Genomic DNA, 16,102 nt, shown 5'->3' on the forward strand with positions numbered 1-16,102 from the left:
CGTGGCGGCAGACCTGACGACGGGCACCACCGCACCGTCTCCGCCGACGGCGGTCCCCGCGAAGGACGGCCGGCACCTCGGCCTGGCCCGGCTCCATCTGCGACGGTTCCTGCGCAACCGGCTCGCCGTCCTCGGCGTGGTGATCTTCGTGGCCCTGGTGCTCTTCAGTGCCTTCGGCGGCCTGTTCACCCCGTACGCGTACTCCGACGCGGACTTCGCGGCGCTCACCCAACCCCCGAGCGCCGCCCACTGGTTCGGTACCAACCAGGGCGGCAACGACATCTACGCGTCCGCCGTGCACGGCCTGAGGCGCTCCCTGGTCATCGCGGTCAGCGTGTCGGTGCTGACCGTCGTCGTCGCGGCGGTCATCGGTTCCAGCGCCGCGTACTTCGGCGGCCGGACCGAGAAGGCGACGCTCGCCGTCATCCACTTCCTGCTGATCGTCCCCAGCTTCCTCATCCTCGCCCTGGTCTCGCACCGGCTGGCCGGCGACTGGCGGGTCCTCATCCTCGTGCTGACGGTGTTCGGCTGGATGTCCACGGCCCGGGTGATCTGGTCGGTGTCGACCTCCCTGCGCGAGCGGGACTTCGTCACGGCGGCGGAGTTCATGGGGGTCCGGCCGCTGCGCATCATCCTGCGCCACATCATCCCCAACCTCGGCTCGCTGCTGATCGTCAACCTGACGCTCGGCGTCGTCGCCACCGTGCTCAGCGAGACCGCGCTGTCCTTCCTCGGCTTCGGTGTCCAGACCCCGGACGTCTCGCTCGGCACCATGCTCGCGGACGGGGCCGGGGCCGTCACCAGCGCGCCCTGGCTCTTCGCCTTCCCCGCGGGCCTGGTCGTGCTGCTGACCGTCTCGATGACGTTCGTCGGCGACGGGCTGCGGGACGCCCTCGATCCCACGTCCGCGACCGGTGCGGCGGGAGGCCGACGATGACCCTCACCACTCCGCTGCCCGGGCCCGTGCCGCCCACGGCCGCCACCCCCGTGCTCTCGGTGCGGGATCTGCGGATCTCCTTCCCCTCCGAGGCGGGCCGGGTGGAGGCGGTGCGCGGGGTCGGTTTCGACCTGCTGCCGGGCCGCACGCTCGGGATCGTCGGCGAGTCCGGCTCGGGGAAGTCGGCCACCGCGATGGGCATCATGGGCCTGCTCCCGCCCGCAGCCGAACTGCGGGGCCACGTGCTGCTGGGCGGCCGGGACCTGGTCGGGCTCGGGGACAAGGAGCTGTCCGGCGTCCGGGGCAGGTCCATCGGCATGGTCTTCCAGGACCCGCTCTCCGCCCTCACCCCGATCTTCTCCGTGGGCCGGCAGCTCTCCGACGCCCTCCGGGTCCACCAGAACCTCTCGAAGCGGGCCGCCCGGGAGCGGGCCGTGGAACTGCTCGACCTCGTCGGCATCCCGGACCCCCGCGAGCGGGCCGCGTCCTTCCCGCACGAGTTCTCCGGCGGGATGCGCCAGCGCGTCGTCATCGCGCTGGCGATCGCCAACGAGCCGTCCGTCCTCGTCGCCGACGAGCCCACGACCGCGCTCGACGTCACCGTGCAGGCCCAGATCCTCGACGTCCTGCGCCTCGCCCAGCGCGAGACCGGCGCCGGGCTCGTCCTGATCACCCACGACCTCGGGGTCGTCGCGGGCCACGCGGACGAGGTCGCGGTGATGTACGCGGGCCGCATCGTGGAACGGGCGGGCGTCGACGAGCTGTTCCGGCGCCCGGCCATGCCGTACACCGCGCGGTTGCTGGCCGCGGTGCCGACCGTGGACAGCGGGGTGCACCGGCCCCTGGTCCCGATCGCCGGGGAGCCGCCCGCCCTGGTCGGCCTCCCCCCGGGCTGTCCCTTCGCGCCCCGGTGCACGGTCGCGCTCGACGCCTGCCGCGCCGACGAACCCTCCCTGCGGCACGTCTCCGGGCACGGCGACGTGGCCTGCCTGCGCGCCGAGGAGACGTACGGCGGCACCCTGGACCCGGCCGGGGGCGTCACCCCCGTCGCCCCGCCCCCCAAAACTCCGTCCTCCGGCACACCGGGCACGGGCGAGGTCGTGCTGCGCGTGGAGGATCTCGTCAAGACCTTCCCCGTCACCAAGGGCACCGTCCTCAAGCGCCGGGTCGGCACCCTGCACGCCGTCAACGGGGTCGGGTTCGAGCTCCGGGCGGGCGAAACGCTGGGCCTGGTGGGCGAGTCGGGCAGCGGCAAGACCACCACCCTGCTGGAGATCCTCCGGCTGCGACGGCCCGAGGGCGGTCGCGTCGAGGTCGCCGGACGGGACCTCGCCACCCTCGGTTCCGCCGCGGCGGTCCGGGAGGTGCGACGCGACGTGCAGATCGTCATGCAGGACCCGCTCGGGGCGCTGGATCCGCGGCTCCCCGTCTCCGAACTGCTCGCCGAACCGCTGCGGGCGATCCGGCGGGACCGGGAGACGATCCGCGCCCGGGTCTCCGAACTGCTGGGCCTGGTCGGCCTGGACGCGGCGGTGGGCGACCGCTTCCCCGCCACGCTCTCCGGCGGTCAGCGCCAACGGGTCGGTATCGCGCGGGCTCTGGCGACGGAACCGAAGCTGCTGGTCCTGGACGAACCGCTGTCCGCGCTCGACGTCTCCGTACAGGCCGGCGTGATCAACCTGCTGGCACGGCTCAAGCGCGAACTCGGGGTCGCCTACCTGGTGGTCGCGCACGACCTGGCCGTGATCCGGTACGTCTCCGACCGCATCGCGGTGATGTACCTCGGCCACGTCGTGGAGACCGGGGACACCGAAAGTCTCTTCGCGGACCCGCAACACCCGTACACCAAAGCCCTGTTGTCGGCGATCCCGGTGCCGGACCCCCGGCGGGAGCGCACTCGCGAGCGCGTCGTGCTGGAGGGCGAGCAGCCGAGCGCCGCCCGGCTGCCCGCGGGGTGCGTCTTCGTCGACCGGTGTCCGCTGTACCGCCTGGCCGACGAGGGTGTACGGCAGCGCTGCCGTACGGAACGCCCCGCACCGGCGCGGGTGGCCGGGCGGCCCGGCCACAGCTACGCCTGTCACGCCGTCTGAGCACGTCACGGCCCCGGTCCGTCGCACCGGCCGGCCCGACCGGCCCCTCGTCGTCCCTCCGCCCCGACTCCCCCACCCCCGACTCCGAAGGAACCGTCCCGCCATGCGCGCACGACTGGCAATGCCGCTCGCCCTGATCGCCGCCCTCTCCGTCACCGCAACCGCCTGCTCCTCCTCCGGGAAGGACACCCCCCGGTCCGACGAGAAGAACGTCCCGGCCGCGGCCTCGGGCGCCGCGGACTACAACCCGCAGCCGTACGACAAGATCAAGGACGGCGGTACGTACACGACGGTCGGGACCTTCGACGACCAGGGCAACCCCTTCAACGTCAACTCCACCCTGACCGCCGCCCGGGTCTGGGCCTGGTACAACGCGGACGCGATCACCTACTCGCCGACCGGCGAGGTGCAGTACAACCCGGACTACTACAGCGACGTGCGGGTCACCGTCGAGGGCGGCAACCAGAAGGTCACGCTGACGATCAACCCGAAGGCCGTCTTCAACGACGGCACGCCGATCGACTGGACCGCCATCGCGGCGACCTGGAAGGCCAACAACGGCTCGGACAAGAGGTTCGCGCCCCTCTCCACGAACGGCTACGACCAGATCACCTCGGTCGAGAAGGGGGCGGACGCCAAGCAGGCGGTCATCACCTTCAAGGGGGTCAACGCCTCCTGGTCGAGCCTGTTCACCACCTTCCTGCACCCCCGGGCCGCCACGGTCGCCCACTTCAACGACGCCTACGTCAAGAAGGCGCACCCCGAGTGGGGCGCGGGTCCGTACACCGTGGGCTCCTGGGACACCCACTCCGGCAACATCACCTTCGTCCGCAACCCGAAGTGGTGGGGGAAGAAGGGCAAGCTCGACAAGCGCGTCTACGTCAACCTGGAGTCGACCGCCGCGGTCAACGCGTTCAAGAACGGCGAGATCGACCTCGCCTCCGCCGTCGACGCGGAGAGCCTCAACCAGGTGAAGGGGCTCAAGGGGAGCGAGATCCGCAGCGGCGGCAGCCCCTTCGAGTACTCCCTGTACTTCAATACCGAGTCCACCGTCCTCGCGGACCAGGAGGTCCGCAAGGCGATCGAGGAGAGCATCGACCGCGCCCAGATCGCGAAGATCCAGTTCCAGGGGCTGGACTACTCCGAACCGCTGCCCGGTTCGGCCGTGCTCTACAGCTTCCAGAAGGGCTACCGGGACAATCTCTCCTCCGTGCTGACGTATGCGCCCGAGGAGGCGAAGAAGTCGCTCGACGCGGCGGGCTGGAAGGCGGGGGCGGACGGCGTCCGGGCGAAGGGCGGCCGGAAGCTCGAAGTCGGTTACACGCTCCTCGGCGACGACCCGCTGGACAAGGCTCTCGCCGGTGCCTTCACGGCGATGCTCAAGCCGGTCGGCGTCCGCCTCGTCGTCAAGAAGGCCGACGAGGCCGACTTCGCCGACATCCTCAGCGAGCGCAAGTTCGACCTGTTCCTGTCGGGCAACCGCTCGATGGACCCGTTCGGCGCGCGGTACCTCTGCGACTTCTACTGCTCGGACCGCGAGTCCAACCTCACCGGTGCCGGCTCGCCCGCCCTGGACGCCGAGATCCGTGCCACCACCGAGATCGCCGACCTGGACGAGCAGGTGGCGGCGGTCAACGAGGTCGAGCAGAAGGCGCTGCGGGAGTACGCCTTCCTGCCGCTGTTCAGCGGCCCGTCGACGTACGCGGTGAAGAACGGTCTCGTCAACGCCGGGGCGACCATCTTCCACAACCCGCTCCCCGAGACGGTCGGCTGGCAGAAGTAGGCGGCCCGGGCCCCTGCCACGACGGGCGCTTCCGGAGGGGCCGACCCCCCGGAAGCGCCCCGGCGGACCAGGGGAGGAGCCGGGTCAGGGGGGATCAATGAGGTTCCTGTGAACCGCCCTAGACTGTGCCGCGTGAAACCCGCGATACGTCTCGCCGTCATCGGCGTCCCGGTCATCATCGTCCTCTCCCTCGTGTTCGGGAGTTCCGGCGACGAACTCCCCTCCGACACCGGGCAGCCGTCGGCGAGCAACGAGAAGCAGTCGGCGGCGGACATCCGTGCCGAGGAGGACGCGGAGATCGCGGAGCAGCCCCCGGGACTGTCCGACCCCGCGATGAAGGAGATCGCCTCGGAACTGGTCTCCAGCGCGAACAGCTCCACGCTCGACTGGCGGAGCCGGTACGGCGCGATCGAGGACACCGGGGACGGCCTGGGATACACGGCCGGGATCGTCGGCTTCTGCTCGGGCACCAGCGACATGCTGGACCTCGTGGAGCGCTACACCGCCGCGCACCCGGACAATCCGCTGGCGCCCTTCCTCCCGGCGCTGCGCAAGGTGAACGGCAGCGGGTCGCACGAGGGCCTGGACCCCGGGTTCACCGACGCCTGGAAGCTGGCCGCGCAGGACGAGGCCTTCCGCACCGCGCAGGAGGAGACCCGCGACCGTCTCTACTTCGAGCCGGCGGTGCGGCAGGCGAAGCTCGACGGGCTGGGGCCCCTCGGCCAGTACATCTACTACGACGCGATGGTGCTGCACGGGCCCGACGACAGCGCCACGGGCTTCTACGGCATCCGGGAAGCCGCGCTGGCGGACGCCGACACGGTGGCCGAGGGCGGTGACGAGGAGGAGTACCTCGACATCTTCCTGGACGCGAGCAAGAAGGCGATCCTGGCGAAGCGCAAGGGGCGCGACACCTCCCGGATCGACACCATGCAGATGACGTTCCTGGACGCGGGCAACTTCAAGCTGGCCACCCCGCTGGAGTGGCGGGTGTACGGGAAGACCTTCCGCATCCCGGCCGCCTGACGCCCGCCTCGGCAGGGCGCTCCGGCGGCTCCGCGGCTCCCCGGTCAGGCGCTCGCGCGGCCGGAGCGGCGGAGCCGGTCGCGCTCGTTCTCCGACAGGCCTCCCCAGACGCCGAAGCGCTCGTCGTTGGCGAGGGCGTACTCCAGGCACGCGACCCGGCCCTCGCAGGCGAAGCAGAGCCGCTTCGCCTCGCGCGTCGAGCTTCCCGGCGCGGGGAAGAAGAACTCGGGACCGGTCTGGGCGCACAGGGCCGATTCCTGCCAGGCGAGCGCGTCCTCGGTGGTGGTGTTGATCAGCATGCGCCCAGCATGCCGAGCGTCAATAAACATCCGTTGAACGAGTTCTTCCGGCCACGCCCGCGGTCCGCGCGGGAGCCGGGAGCGAGAGCGGGGCCGGAGGCGGGGACGCGGGCGCGTTCAGTCCATCGGCGCGGGCTTGATGACGGCGAAGGAAGCCCCGTACGGGTCGGTGACGTTGGCCATCACGCCGACCTTCTCCATCTCCATCGGCCCCAGGGTGACGGCCCCGCCGAGCCGGACCGCGTCGCCCAGCACCACGTCGACGTCGTCCACCGAGAAGTACGGCAGCCAGTGCGGGCCCGACCGCGCCTCGCTCGGCACCTCGTCGAGGGCGACCAGCCCGCCGAAGAACGCGGCCTCGTCGCCTCCGGCACCGGCCGGGCGGATCATCGTGTAGGTACCGCCGGGGAACTCCGTGGCCTCCGCGTCCCAGCCGAAGACGCTTCCGTAGAACGCCTTCGCCGCCTCCACGTGCGGGGTGTAGAGCTCGGACCAGATGAGCGTGCCCGGCACCTGGGTCGCGCCGAGCCCGGGGTTCTGCTTGGGCTGCCAGGACCCGAAGTAGGCGCCCGCCGGGTCGGTGAACCCGCCCATCCGCCCGTACTCCAGCACGTCCATCGGCGCGAACGGTACGTTTCCGCCCCCGGCTTCGACCGCGCGGGCGGTCGCGTCCACGTCGGGCGACTGGAAGTACACCGACCACGTCGGTTTGGCCTGTTCGTCGGTGACGGTCATCGCCCCGGCGACGGTCCGGCCGTCCAGGGTGTACATCCCGTAGCCGCCGGTCTCGGGGCCGCCGGGGACCAGGTCCCATCCGAACAGGCCCCGGTAGAAGGTGGTGGCTCCGTCGAGGTCGGGTGTGCCGAGGTCGATCCAGTTCGGGGCACCCGGGACGAAGGTCGGGTCGAGCATGGCGCTGCGCTCCTCCAGCGGGGCCCGTTGACGCCCGCTTGTCTCGTCGGTGCAGGTCGTGGACGTGGTGTCGCGCAGGGGATTCCCTGGCCATTCGAGTCTGCCACCGGTGGCCGGGCGCCGCAGTCCGCGGACGGCCGGGCGGACGAGGACCGCCCGGCCCCGCACGATCCGCTGTCCGTGGCCGGGGCGGTGGAGACCCTCCCGCCGGGCGCGCGTGAAACCATGGGGGCCCGCGGGACCACCGCGCGGTGTCCCGGCACGGGCGGGGCGGCGGGACAGAGGGACGTACGTACATGCCACAGGACGGCGCCACGGGCACCGGGGCGGGCGCCAGGAGGGCGGTCCGGCCGCTGCTCGCGGACGCGGACGCGCTGCTGGCGGCGGCCCGCGCGGTGCCCGCCGACCACGACCGCGCGCTGGACGCCGTGCGCTCCGCGCTCGACCCCCTCGTCGGCTCCCTGGTCGGCCGGGAGCTGGACGCGATCCCGGTCGCCCGGCTCCGCGACGTGACGGAGGGGCGGCTGCGCATCACCGCCTTCGAACAGGCCGGGTTCCGCACGGTCGGCGCGGTGCGCACGAGCAGCAGGTACGAGCTCCGGCGGCTGCCCGGGGTCGGGGCGCAGACCGCCGACCAGGCGCTGGCCGCCGCCGAACAGCTGGCGCACGCGGTCCGCGACGCGGTCGCGGTCCGGCTCGACGCGGACGCCCCGGATCCCGCCACCACGGCCCTGGTGGTGGCCCTGCACCGCCTGGTCGGAGCGGGCCCCGACGCGCGGCGGGCCCGCGAGGCGGCGGTGCGCCTGATCGGGCGGCTGGCGGAGCCGGTGGCCTCGGCGGCACCGGCCCGAGGACGGCTGCGCCCCCTCTTCCTCGGCCGGGAGGCGCGCCGCCGGGTCGCGGCGGCGGTGGAGACCGTGCGGACGGTGCTGGCGGAGGCCGAGCGTCAGCGGCTCCCGCTCCTCTTCGGCCAGGTCTGCGTCGATCTGCTGCGGGCCGACGAACCGGAGGCGTCGGCCTGGGTCGACTTCGAGCTCCGGTCGGCCGAGTACTACGGTCTGCTCGCCGAGTTGTCGGGCACCGGCCCGGACCGGGAGGCAGCCGAGGGGTTCCTGCCGTCCGCGATCGCGGACCGGGTGCGCGGACTGCGGCTGGACGACACGCTGTTACGGGTGTCGCTCCGCGGATACCAGTCGTTCGGGGCCCGGTTCGCGCTCGCCCAGAGACGGGTCGTGCTCGGGGACGAGATGGGGCTGGGCAAGACGGTGCAGGCCATCGCGGCGCTTGCGCATCTGGCGGCGGGCGGCGAAACCCACTTCCTGGTGGTGTGCCCGGCGAGCGTGCTCGTCAACTGGACGCGCGAGCTCCGCGCCCGCTCCACGCTGGGTGCGCTGCCGGTCCACGGCCCCGCCCGGGACGAGGCGTTCGGCGAGTGGCGCCGCTCGGGCGGGGTCGCGCTCACGACGTTCGACGCACTCCACGCCTTGCCGGACGCGGCGGGCGTGCGGCCGGCCATGCTCGTCGTGGACGAGGCGCATTACGTGAAGAATCCCGGCACCCGCAGGGCTCGGGCGGTCTCGGCATGGGCGGACCGGGCCGAGCACGTCCTCTTCCTCACCGGCACGCCGATGGAGAACCGGGTGGCGGAGTTCCGCAGTCTGATCCGCCTGCTCCGCCCCGAGCTCGCGCCCTCGGTCGGCGCCGCGCACGGCGCCGCCGGTTCGCCGGCCTTCCGCCGCGCGGTGGCGCCCGCCTATCTCCGGCGCAACCAGGAGGACGTCCTTCCCGAACTGCCCGCGCTGGTCCGGGCCGACGAGTGGGTGGAGTTCAGCGAGGAGGATCTGCGCGCCTACCGGGCGGCGGTGGACGACGGCCACTTCATGCGGATGCGCCGGGCGGCGTACGCGGTGCCCGAGGCGTCGACGAAGCTGGCGCGGCTGCGGGAGCTCGTCGCCGAGGCGGCCGGGAACGGGCACAAGGTGGTGGTGTTCTCGTACTTCCGCGAGGTGCTGGCGACCGTCCGCGCGGCGCTCGGCGACGAGGTGTTCGGGCCGGTCGCGGGGAACCTCGCGGCGGGCCGTCGGCAGGAGCTGGTGGACGCGTTCGGGGCGGCGCGCGGTCACGCGGTGCTGCTGAGCCAGATCCAGGCGGGCGGCACCGGGCTGAACATGCAGGCCGCGTCCGTGGTCATCCTCTGCGAGCCGCAGATCAAGCCCACGCTGGAGCACCAGGCCGTGGCCCGGACGCACCGGATGGGCCAGATACGCGGCGTCCGGGTGCACCGGCTGCTCACGGCGGACAGCGTCGACCAGCGGATGATGGCGCTGCTGGCCCGCAAGGACCGGGCGTTCGACGCGTACGCCCGGCGCAGCGATCTCGCCGAGGCGGTGCCGGAGGCCGTGGACGTGTCGGACGGGGCGCTGGCCCGGCTCATCGTGGAGGAGGAGCAGCTGCGCCTCGCGGCAGGGACGGCGGCGGACTGAGCCCCGGGACGTTCAGCCGGACGCAGCGGCGTGCTCGGGCTCCTTCGGCCGCCCGCCGGGGTGGCGGTGGCGCCAGGTCCAGAACACGGCGCAGGAGACCAAGGCCCAGACGCCGAGCACCAGGTAGGGGAAGACGAACTGGTGCCCGCCGTAGTAGACGGCGGTGTGCTGGGCGTTGACGGAGGCGCCGGGCGGCAGCCAGCGGCCGATGTGGCCGAGCAGCGACGGCAGCAGCGGCCAGGAGACGGCGCCGCCGGACGACGGGTTGCCGAGCAGCACCATGACGCCCCAGGTCGGGAGCATCGCCCACCGTCCGATGAGGGTGTTGAACATGGTGAAGACCATGGCGCTGGTGAACATCGTGAACGCCAGGATCAGCCAGGACTGGAGGAACGGCAGGTCCAGTGCGCCGAGTCCCCAGTCCACGACGGCGGCGATGGCGAAGGCGCCGAACAGAGCGTGGGCGACGGTGAAGAGGATGCGTTCGAGCGGGGTCAGGGTGCGGGCGTGGACGCTGAGCTGGATGGCGCCGACGAAGCCGAGGATGACGGCGGCGAGCGAGATGTAGAAGAGCGCGAGTCCGCGCGGGTCGCCCGGCTGGAGCGGTTTGACGTCGCGGACGGTGACCGGCACGCCGATCTCCTTGCCCACCTTCTCCCCCGCCTCGGCGAGGAGTTGGGCCACGGAGGCGCCGGAGGCCCCAGCGACGTCGAGGTGCACCCGGTCGTTCCCGGCGCGCAGGATGGTGAAGACGCGTTGTTCCTGGAGCGCTTCGTCGGCCTCGGCCGTCGTGTCGTACGCGTGCAGGACCAGGGAGGTGTTCAGGGCCTTCTCCATCCCCGTCACGAACGCGGTGCCGGTCGGCGAGGCCGGCCGGCCGACGACGGCCGCCGGGATCCGGTGGGGGGTGGGGTTGGCCATGGCGTAGGTGTACGAACCGGCGAAGAGGCCCGCGGCGGCGGCGAGGATGAACAGCAGCACGGTCGCGGGGAAGTACGGCGACTCCTTGAAGGCGTGCCACGTGTCGCGCGCGGTGGAGGGGCGGCCGTGGGCGCCGTGCGGGGCGCGGCCGGGCGCCGCGGTGGCTCCCCCCGCGCCGTCGGGGGTGGCTCCCCCCGCGCCGGGGGTGGCTCCCCCGCCGTCGTCGGCTCCCTCCGGTGGCGTGCGCTCTCCGCTCACCCGTCGGTCTCCGCTTCCTCGTCGTGCCGGGCGCGGCTGGGCTGCACGCGCTTCGGTTCGCCGGGCATCTTGGGGTACTCCGGCGGATAGGGCAGGTCGCCGTGGCCGTGTTCCCGCTCGTCGCGCGCGGCGAGTTCCAGCAGCAGGTCGAGGCGGAAGGCGTGCTGGTCCATGTCGGCGTGGACGTCGCCCACCTTCGCGTACCGCTGGGGCATGGTCCTGATGTCGAAGTCACGGGGCTCGGCGTCGTCGATCTCCTCCCAGCGCAGCGGGGCGGAGACGGGGGCATGCGGGAAGGGGCGTACGGAGTAGGCGGAGGCGATGGTCCGGTCCCGGGCGGTCTGGTTGTAGTCGACGAAGATCCGCTCGCCGCGTTCCTCCTTCCACCAGGCGGTGGTGACCCGGTCCGGCATCCGCCGCTCCAGTTCCCGCCCCACCGCGATGGCGGACCGGCGGACCTCGGTGAAGGTCCACTCGGGGACCAGCGGGACGAAGACGTGCATGCCACGACCGCCGGAGGTCTTGGGCCAGCCGCGCAGCCCGTGTTCCTCCAGGACGATGCGGAGTTCGTGCGCGGCTTCGACGGCGTCGGCGTAGTCGGTGCCGGGTTGCGGGTCGAGGTCGATGCGCAGCTCGTCGGGGTGGTCGGTGTCGGTGTTCCTCACCGGCCAGGGGTGGAAGGTGAGGGTGCCGAGGTTGGCGGCCCAGAGGACCGCCGCGAGACCGGCGGGGCAGATCTCGTCGGCGTGCCGGCCGCTGGGGAAGGAGATGCGGGTGGTGGGAATCCAGTCGGGCACGTTCTTCGGCGCCCGCTTCTGGTAGAAGAACTCGCCTTCCACCCCGTCCACGAAGCGCTGGAGGGTGGTGGGCCGGTCGCGCAGCGCGCGGGTGATGCCGTCGCCCACGGCGAGGAAGTACTCCGCCACGTCCCTCTTGGTGTAGCCCTTCTCCGGGAAGTACACCTTGTCGGGGTTGGACAGACGCACCGGCCGCCCGTCCACGTCGAGTTCCACGGCAGCTCCCATGACGGCCACCGTAGGCGTGGTACGCAAATGCCGCATATCGAATGACGGGCGGTGGGGTTCCGCGCAGAATCGGACCATGGACCTGCCGGTGATGCCTCCCGTGAAGCCGATGCTCGCCAAGTCCGTCGCCACGATCCCGCCGGGCATGCAGTACGAGGCGAAGTGGGACGGCTTCCGGGCGATCGTGCACCGCGACGGCGACGAGGTGGTGATCGGCAGCCGTACGGGCAAGCCGCTGACCCGCTACTTCCCCGAGCTGGTCCCGGCGGTCCTGGAGTCGCTGCCGCCGCGCTGCGTGATCGACGGGGAGATCGTGCTCGCGCACGACGGGCGTCTCGACTTCGACCGGCTCAGCGAGCGCATCCACCCGGCCGAGTCCCGGGTACGGACGCTCGCCGAGCGGACCCCCGCGTCCCTGGTCGCCTTCGACGTACTGGCCCTGGACGACCTGTCGCTGCTCGACACCCCGCAGGCGGACCGGCGCACCGTACTGGAGGCGGCGCTCGCGGGTGCGGTGCCGCCGGTCCACCTGGCCCCGGCCACCACGGACCGGGAGGTCGCGCGGCGGTGGTTCGACCAGTACGAGGGCGCGGGACTGGACGGCATCGTCGCCAAACCGCTCGACCTGCCCTACCGGCCCGACGCCCGCACCATGTTCAAGATCAAGCACGAGCGGACCGCCGACTGCGTGGTGGCCGGATACCGCGAGCACAAGAGCGGCCCGGTCGTCGGCTCGCTGCTGCTGGGGCTGTACGACGACGGGGGCGCGCTCCAGCACGTCGGCGTCTGCGCCTCCTTCCCGATGAAGCGCAGGGCCGAACTGGCCGAGGAGCTGGGGCCGTTGCGGACCGATGCCACCGAACACCCCTGGGGCACATGGGCGGACGCCGAGGCGCACGAGGGCGCCCGGCTGCCGGGGGCACCGAGCCGCTGGTCGGGGAAGAAGGACATGTCCTGGGTGCCGCTGCGCCCGGAGCGGGTCTGCGAGGTGGCGTACGACCACATGGAGGGCGACCGGTTCCGGCACACCACGCAGTTCCGCCGCTGGCGCCCCGACCGCACCCCTTCCGGCTGCACCTACGGGCAGTTGGAGGAAGTGGTGCGGTACGACCTCTCCGAGGTGCTGTCGGTGGGCGGGTGAGGCGGTCGCGGATGCCCCGCTGCCGGGGAGCGTCCTGGGGCGGGAACAGCCGCCGGATCTTGTCGGCGGCGCGATGGTCCTCCCCCACGCCTTCGACCAGCGCGACCATGGAGGTCGCGTGGTCGGTGCGGAGCGGCAGGATCGCCTGGTAGGCGGGCGATCCTGCCGCTCCCGCGCGGCGGTGAGGCCGGGGAACTCCAATCGCGCGGAGTGGGGCGGCCACCTGCTGCGGCAGGTGAGCCACCGCGCCGAGCGCACCCACGACCGGCGGCACCGGGCGCTCGCCGCGGAGGTCGCCGGGTACCTCGAAGCCTCCGGGGCCCCGGCTCCGGCGGCGGGACCGGTGATCACCCTCGGCATCGAGGTGGACGGGGCCCCGCTCCGGTTCTTCAGCACGTCCGCCACCCTCAGCACCGCGACCGATGCCGCCCTGGAGGGGCTGCACCTGGAGACGTTCCTGCCGGCCGACGAGGCGACGCGGCGCCGTTTCGGCCGGCCGTGACCCGCGACGGTACCGCCGCGGGTCAACGGTGCCCCGGGCCGGTTCCGGCCGTTGCCTCTACTCCGACGCCCCCTCGGTCGGGGTGGCGCACGGGTCGCCGGTGGGCTCGGGGCCGGCGGAGGGGTCTGCCGCCGGTTCGGTGCAGCCGGGCTCGGGGTCGGTGGTGGCGGGGGCGGTGGGGTCGGTCGTGGCCGGGTCCGTGGGGTCGGTGGTGGCCGGGTCCGTGGGGTCCGTCGTGGGTGAGTCCGTCGGCTCGGGCGTCCCGGTGTCGGTCGGGTCCGGTGTCGGGCCGGGGTCCGGCGTGGTGCTCGGATCGGGCGTGGTGCCGGGGTCCGGGGTGGCGCCCGGGTCCGGCGTCGTGCTCGGGTCCGGGGTGGTGCCCGGGTCGGGCGAGCCGGACGGGGTGGGCGAGGTGGACGGGCGGGGGCTGCCGGAGGGCTGGGGGCCGATGACGATGGTGCCGGGGCCGCCGACCGGTGCGGACGGTTCGGTGGGGCCGCCCGCGCCGGGGCTGGTGGGCAGGGGGCCCTGGCCGTCCGGGACCGGGTGGGCTCCGTCGCCGTAGTACGCCATCCAGGACAGCACCGTGCGCAGGTAGGTGTCCGAGTGGTTGTAGCTGAGGATCGCGCGGTCGAGGTCGGCGCCGACGGAGAGGTTGCGGGGCCCCGCGCAGAGGTAGCGCCCCGCGGCGAGCGTGGCGTCGTAGACGTTGCTGGGGCTCCGGAGGCCGTCGCCGTTGCCGTCCTGGCCCCAGTGGGCCCAGGTGGACGGGATGAACTGCATCGGCCCGACGGCCCGGTCGAAGGTGCGGTCACCGTCGTAGGCGCCGTTGTCGGTGTCCGGGATGTTGGCGAACCCGGCACCGTTCAGGACGGGTCCCAGGATCGGCGAGAGGGTCGTACCGGCCTTGTCCACCCGGCCGCCGGCGGCGTGTCCGGACTCCACCTTGCCGATGGCGGCGAGGAGTTGCCACGGCAGACGGCAGGCGCCGTCGGTCCGGGCGACGGTGGCCTCGGCCCTGCGGTAGGCCGCGAACACGGTCGCCGGGATGCCCGCCTCCGCCCAGGCGCGGACGACGGCGGGGGTCTGCCGCACGCCCGGTTCCGGCGGCGTCAGCGGGGCCGGTGACCTCAGGGGCGGCAGTTCGGTGTGGTACGAGTCGTCGTTGGGCACGTGCGTCCAGACCACCTCGTCGGTGGCCACGTTCTTCGCCTCCTCCTGGTGCGCGGCACCCGCGAAACCCGGTGCCTGCGAGGCGGTGAGCGCCGCCATCGCGGCGACGGCCGTGGCCGTGCCGGTGATGCCGCGCCGCATGGAGCCGTTGAACCTCATCTGTCCGTCTCTCCCCGGGTCACTGGGTGAAGGTGTCGATGGCCGCGATGCGCCAGCGGCCGTCGCTGCGGACCGCGTCCACGGCGAACATGGCCGCGGCGTAGGTCGTCTCCTCCTTGGCGCCGGTGCGGGTGTTGCTCTGGTCGGCGAAGACGAGGAGCCTCGCCCGGTCGCCGTCGAGCCGCTCGACCGCGCTCTCGGTGACGGTCGTGGTGAGGACGAGCTTCTGTTTGGGGGCCTGCTCCCGTACCTCGGCGAGCATGTCCTGGTGCTGCTGCACCGCCTTGCCGGTCAGATACGTCTTGGCGGCGCGGTCGGACTTCTCGGTGGACGCGTAGTCGTAGCTGAAGACGGCGCCGACCGCCTCGGTGATCTGCCCCTTGACCTCGCTGGTGCGGGCGATGTCGGTGAGCGCGGTGTTCCGGCGGCTCGGATCGTCGCGCAGGGCCGCGGCGGAGGTGAACGCCCAGGCGGCGAAGACGCCGAGCAGCACGGTGAGTACGCACAGGAGGGCGGGGAGGCTGATGCGGAGGCGGCGGGTGGGGCGTGCCGGGGATTCGGCCTCGGTCTCCGCGTCGGCCGGGGAGCGGCGGGCCGGGGGGCGCCCGTCCTCGTCGGCGGCGTCGGACGGCTCCGGGTCACCGGTCGGATCACCGTCCCGCGGACCACCGGCGTCCGCTTCGGCGACGGCCATGTCGTCCCCTTCCCCGGCTTGCGGGGAAGTCGGGTGGGGCGCCGCGGCGCGGTCGGCGGCGACGGTGGCCAGTCTGCGCTGCCGGTTCACGAGGTGACGGGTCGTCGACATGTCCGGGGTTCCTCTCGGGGCGGGGCGGGGCGGGGTGGCGGGAGGTGCGGCGTCAGCCGGCGGTGTTGCCGACGGGGGCCTGGCCGAGGGCGCTGAGCTTCCACCCCTGGGAGGTCCGGGTGAGCTGGCCGAGCATCCGGCTCTCCTTCACCGCCGGGTCGCCCTCCGGCGCGGTGACGGTGACGCGCAGGGCCACCATCAGGCTTGCCTTGCCGGCCCGTTCGTCGAGTTCGGTCACGGCGCCGGAGAGCACCTGGGCGGTGCTCTTCGTCTTCGCCGTCTCGATCTGCTTCACGAACGCGTCGCGTCCGTCGACGAGTTGCTGGTGAAGGTCTCCGGTCGTGGAGTCCTCCCAGCTGTCCAGTCCCTCCTGGAGCCGCGAGTGGTCGAGCGTGTTCATGTTCTGCACGGCCTGCTCGCCCGCCGCGAGGGCGTCGTCGCGGGCCTGCGCGTACGAGGCGGAGTCGTCGTGCGCCGCCGTGTACCAGGACCAGCCGCCCCAGCCCGCCGCGACCGCCGCCACGAGCGCCAGCGCACTCGCCGCCCGCACCAGCGGGTTCGTCGTCCTGATTGCCCGTGCCATCGCTG

At 73.0% G+C, this 16,102-nt stretch carries 14 protein-coding genes; 7 read left to right on the top strand and 7 right to left on the bottom strand.

The window, feature by feature from the left end; genetic code table 11:
* The first annotated feature begins 13 nt into the window (after positions 1 to 13).
* The 4 genes from ACFWEE_RS15720 (at position 14) to ACFWEE_RS15735 (ending at position 5,836) form a co-directional block, all read left to right on the top strand.
* Positions 14 to 937 (top strand): ABC transporter permease, encoded by a 924-nt coding sequence (locus ACFWEE_RS15720; protein ID WP_386889552.1) that lies wholly within the window; start codon positions 14 to 16, stop codon positions 935 to 937.
* A complete protein-coding gene (locus ACFWEE_RS15725) occupies positions 934 to 3,027 on the top strand; it encodes a dipeptide ABC transporter ATP-binding protein (protein ID WP_386889465.1) in 2,094 nt (697 codons plus the stop codon). The genes ACFWEE_RS15720 and ACFWEE_RS15725 overlap by 4 nt, the downstream gene beginning before the upstream one ends.
* Before the next feature lie 103 nt (positions 3,028 to 3,130).
* Entirely contained in the window at positions 3,131 to 4,810 is a 1,680-nt protein-coding gene (locus ACFWEE_RS15730; RefSeq protein WP_386889466.1) for an ABC transporter family substrate-binding protein, read from the top strand.
* 132 nt (positions 4,811 to 4,942) lie between these two features.
* Complete coding sequence (locus tag ACFWEE_RS15735) at positions 4,943 to 5,836, top strand: chitosanase (protein WP_386889467.1); 894 nt, start codon at positions 4,943 to 4,945, stop codon at positions 5,834 to 5,836.
* A 44-nt stretch (positions 5,837 to 5,880) separates the two neighbouring features.
* Here the strand turns inward: ACFWEE_RS15735 and ACFWEE_RS15740 are convergent, their stop codons facing one another.
* Complete coding sequence (locus tag ACFWEE_RS15740) at positions 5,881 to 6,135, bottom strand: WhiB family transcriptional regulator (RefSeq protein WP_386889468.1); 255 nt, start codon at positions 6,133 to 6,135, stop codon at positions 5,881 to 5,883.
* Positions 6,136 to 6,252: 117 nt separating this feature from the next.
* The gene (locus tag ACFWEE_RS15745; protein WP_386889470.1) at positions 6,253 to 7,047 is read right to left on the bottom strand and encodes a VOC family protein; all 795 of its coding nucleotides are present in this window, start codon (positions 7,045 to 7,047) and stop codon (positions 6,253 to 6,255) included.
* Between the two features lie 296 nt (positions 7,048 to 7,343).
* Here ACFWEE_RS15745 and ACFWEE_RS15750 point away from each other — a divergent pair, with 296 nt between their 5' ends.
* Positions 7,344 to 9,530, top strand: coding sequence for a DEAD/DEAH box helicase (locus ACFWEE_RS15750; RefSeq protein WP_386889471.1), 2,187 nt, complete (start codon positions 7,344 to 7,346; stop codon positions 9,528 to 9,530).
* A gap of 12 nt (positions 9,531 to 9,542) precedes the next feature.
* Here ACFWEE_RS15750 and ACFWEE_RS15755 read toward each other — a convergent pair whose 3' ends face one another.
* Both ACFWEE_RS15755 and ligD read right to left on the bottom strand, forming a co-directional pair.
* Entirely contained in the window at positions 9,543 to 10,709 is a 1,167-nt protein-coding gene (locus tag ACFWEE_RS15755; RefSeq protein WP_386889472.1) for an ABC transporter permease, read from the bottom strand.
* Positions 10,706 to 11,734, bottom strand: a complete 1,029-nt coding sequence (ligD, locus tag ACFWEE_RS15760) for a non-homologous end-joining DNA ligase (RefSeq protein WP_386889473.1) — start codon at positions 11,732 to 11,734, stop codon at positions 10,706 to 10,708. The genes ACFWEE_RS15755 and ligD overlap by 4 nt, the downstream gene beginning before the upstream one ends.
* A 76-nt stretch (positions 11,735 to 11,810) precedes the next feature.
* On the opposite strand from ligD, the gene ACFWEE_RS15765 reads away from it, so the two are divergent.
* Together ACFWEE_RS15765 and ACFWEE_RS15770 are read left to right on the top strand one after the other, a co-directional pair.
* Positions 11,811 to 12,875, top strand: coding sequence for an ATP-dependent DNA ligase (locus tag ACFWEE_RS15765; RefSeq protein WP_386889475.1), 1,065 nt, complete (start codon positions 11,811 to 11,813; stop codon positions 12,873 to 12,875).
* Positions 12,876 to 13,110: 235 nt separating this feature from the next.
* The gene (locus ACFWEE_RS15770) at positions 13,111 to 13,377 is read left to right on the top strand and encodes a hypothetical protein (protein ID WP_386889476.1); all 267 of its coding nucleotides are present in this window, start codon (positions 13,111 to 13,113) and stop codon (positions 13,375 to 13,377) included.
* Positions 13,378 to 13,434: 57 nt separating this feature from the next.
* Here ACFWEE_RS15770 and ACFWEE_RS15775 read toward each other — a convergent pair whose 3' ends face one another.
* From ACFWEE_RS15775 to ACFWEE_RS15785, 3 genes are read right to left on the bottom strand one after another with little or no spacing between them, the layout of a single operon-like run.
* Positions 13,435 to 14,709, bottom strand: a complete 1,275-nt coding sequence (locus ACFWEE_RS15775) for a hypothetical protein (RefSeq protein WP_386889478.1) — start codon at positions 14,707 to 14,709, stop codon at positions 13,435 to 13,437.
* Between the two features lie 19 nt (positions 14,710 to 14,728).
* Positions 14,729 to 15,514, bottom strand: a complete 786-nt coding sequence (locus ACFWEE_RS15780; protein ID WP_386889479.1) for a hypothetical protein — start codon at positions 15,512 to 15,514, stop codon at positions 14,729 to 14,731.
* Positions 15,515 to 15,566: 52 nt separating this feature from the next.
* The gene (locus tag ACFWEE_RS15785; protein ID WP_386889481.1) at positions 15,567 to 16,097 is read right to left on the bottom strand and encodes a hypothetical protein; all 531 of its coding nucleotides are present in this window, start codon (positions 16,095 to 16,097) and stop codon (positions 15,567 to 15,569) included.
* Between the last annotated feature and the right edge of the window lie 5 nt (positions 16,098 to 16,102).

The sequence above is a fragment of the Streptomyces sp. NPDC060184 genome (assembly GCF_042728795.1).
Lineage (GTDB): Bacteria > Actinomycetota > Actinomycetes > Streptomycetales > Streptomycetaceae > Streptomyces.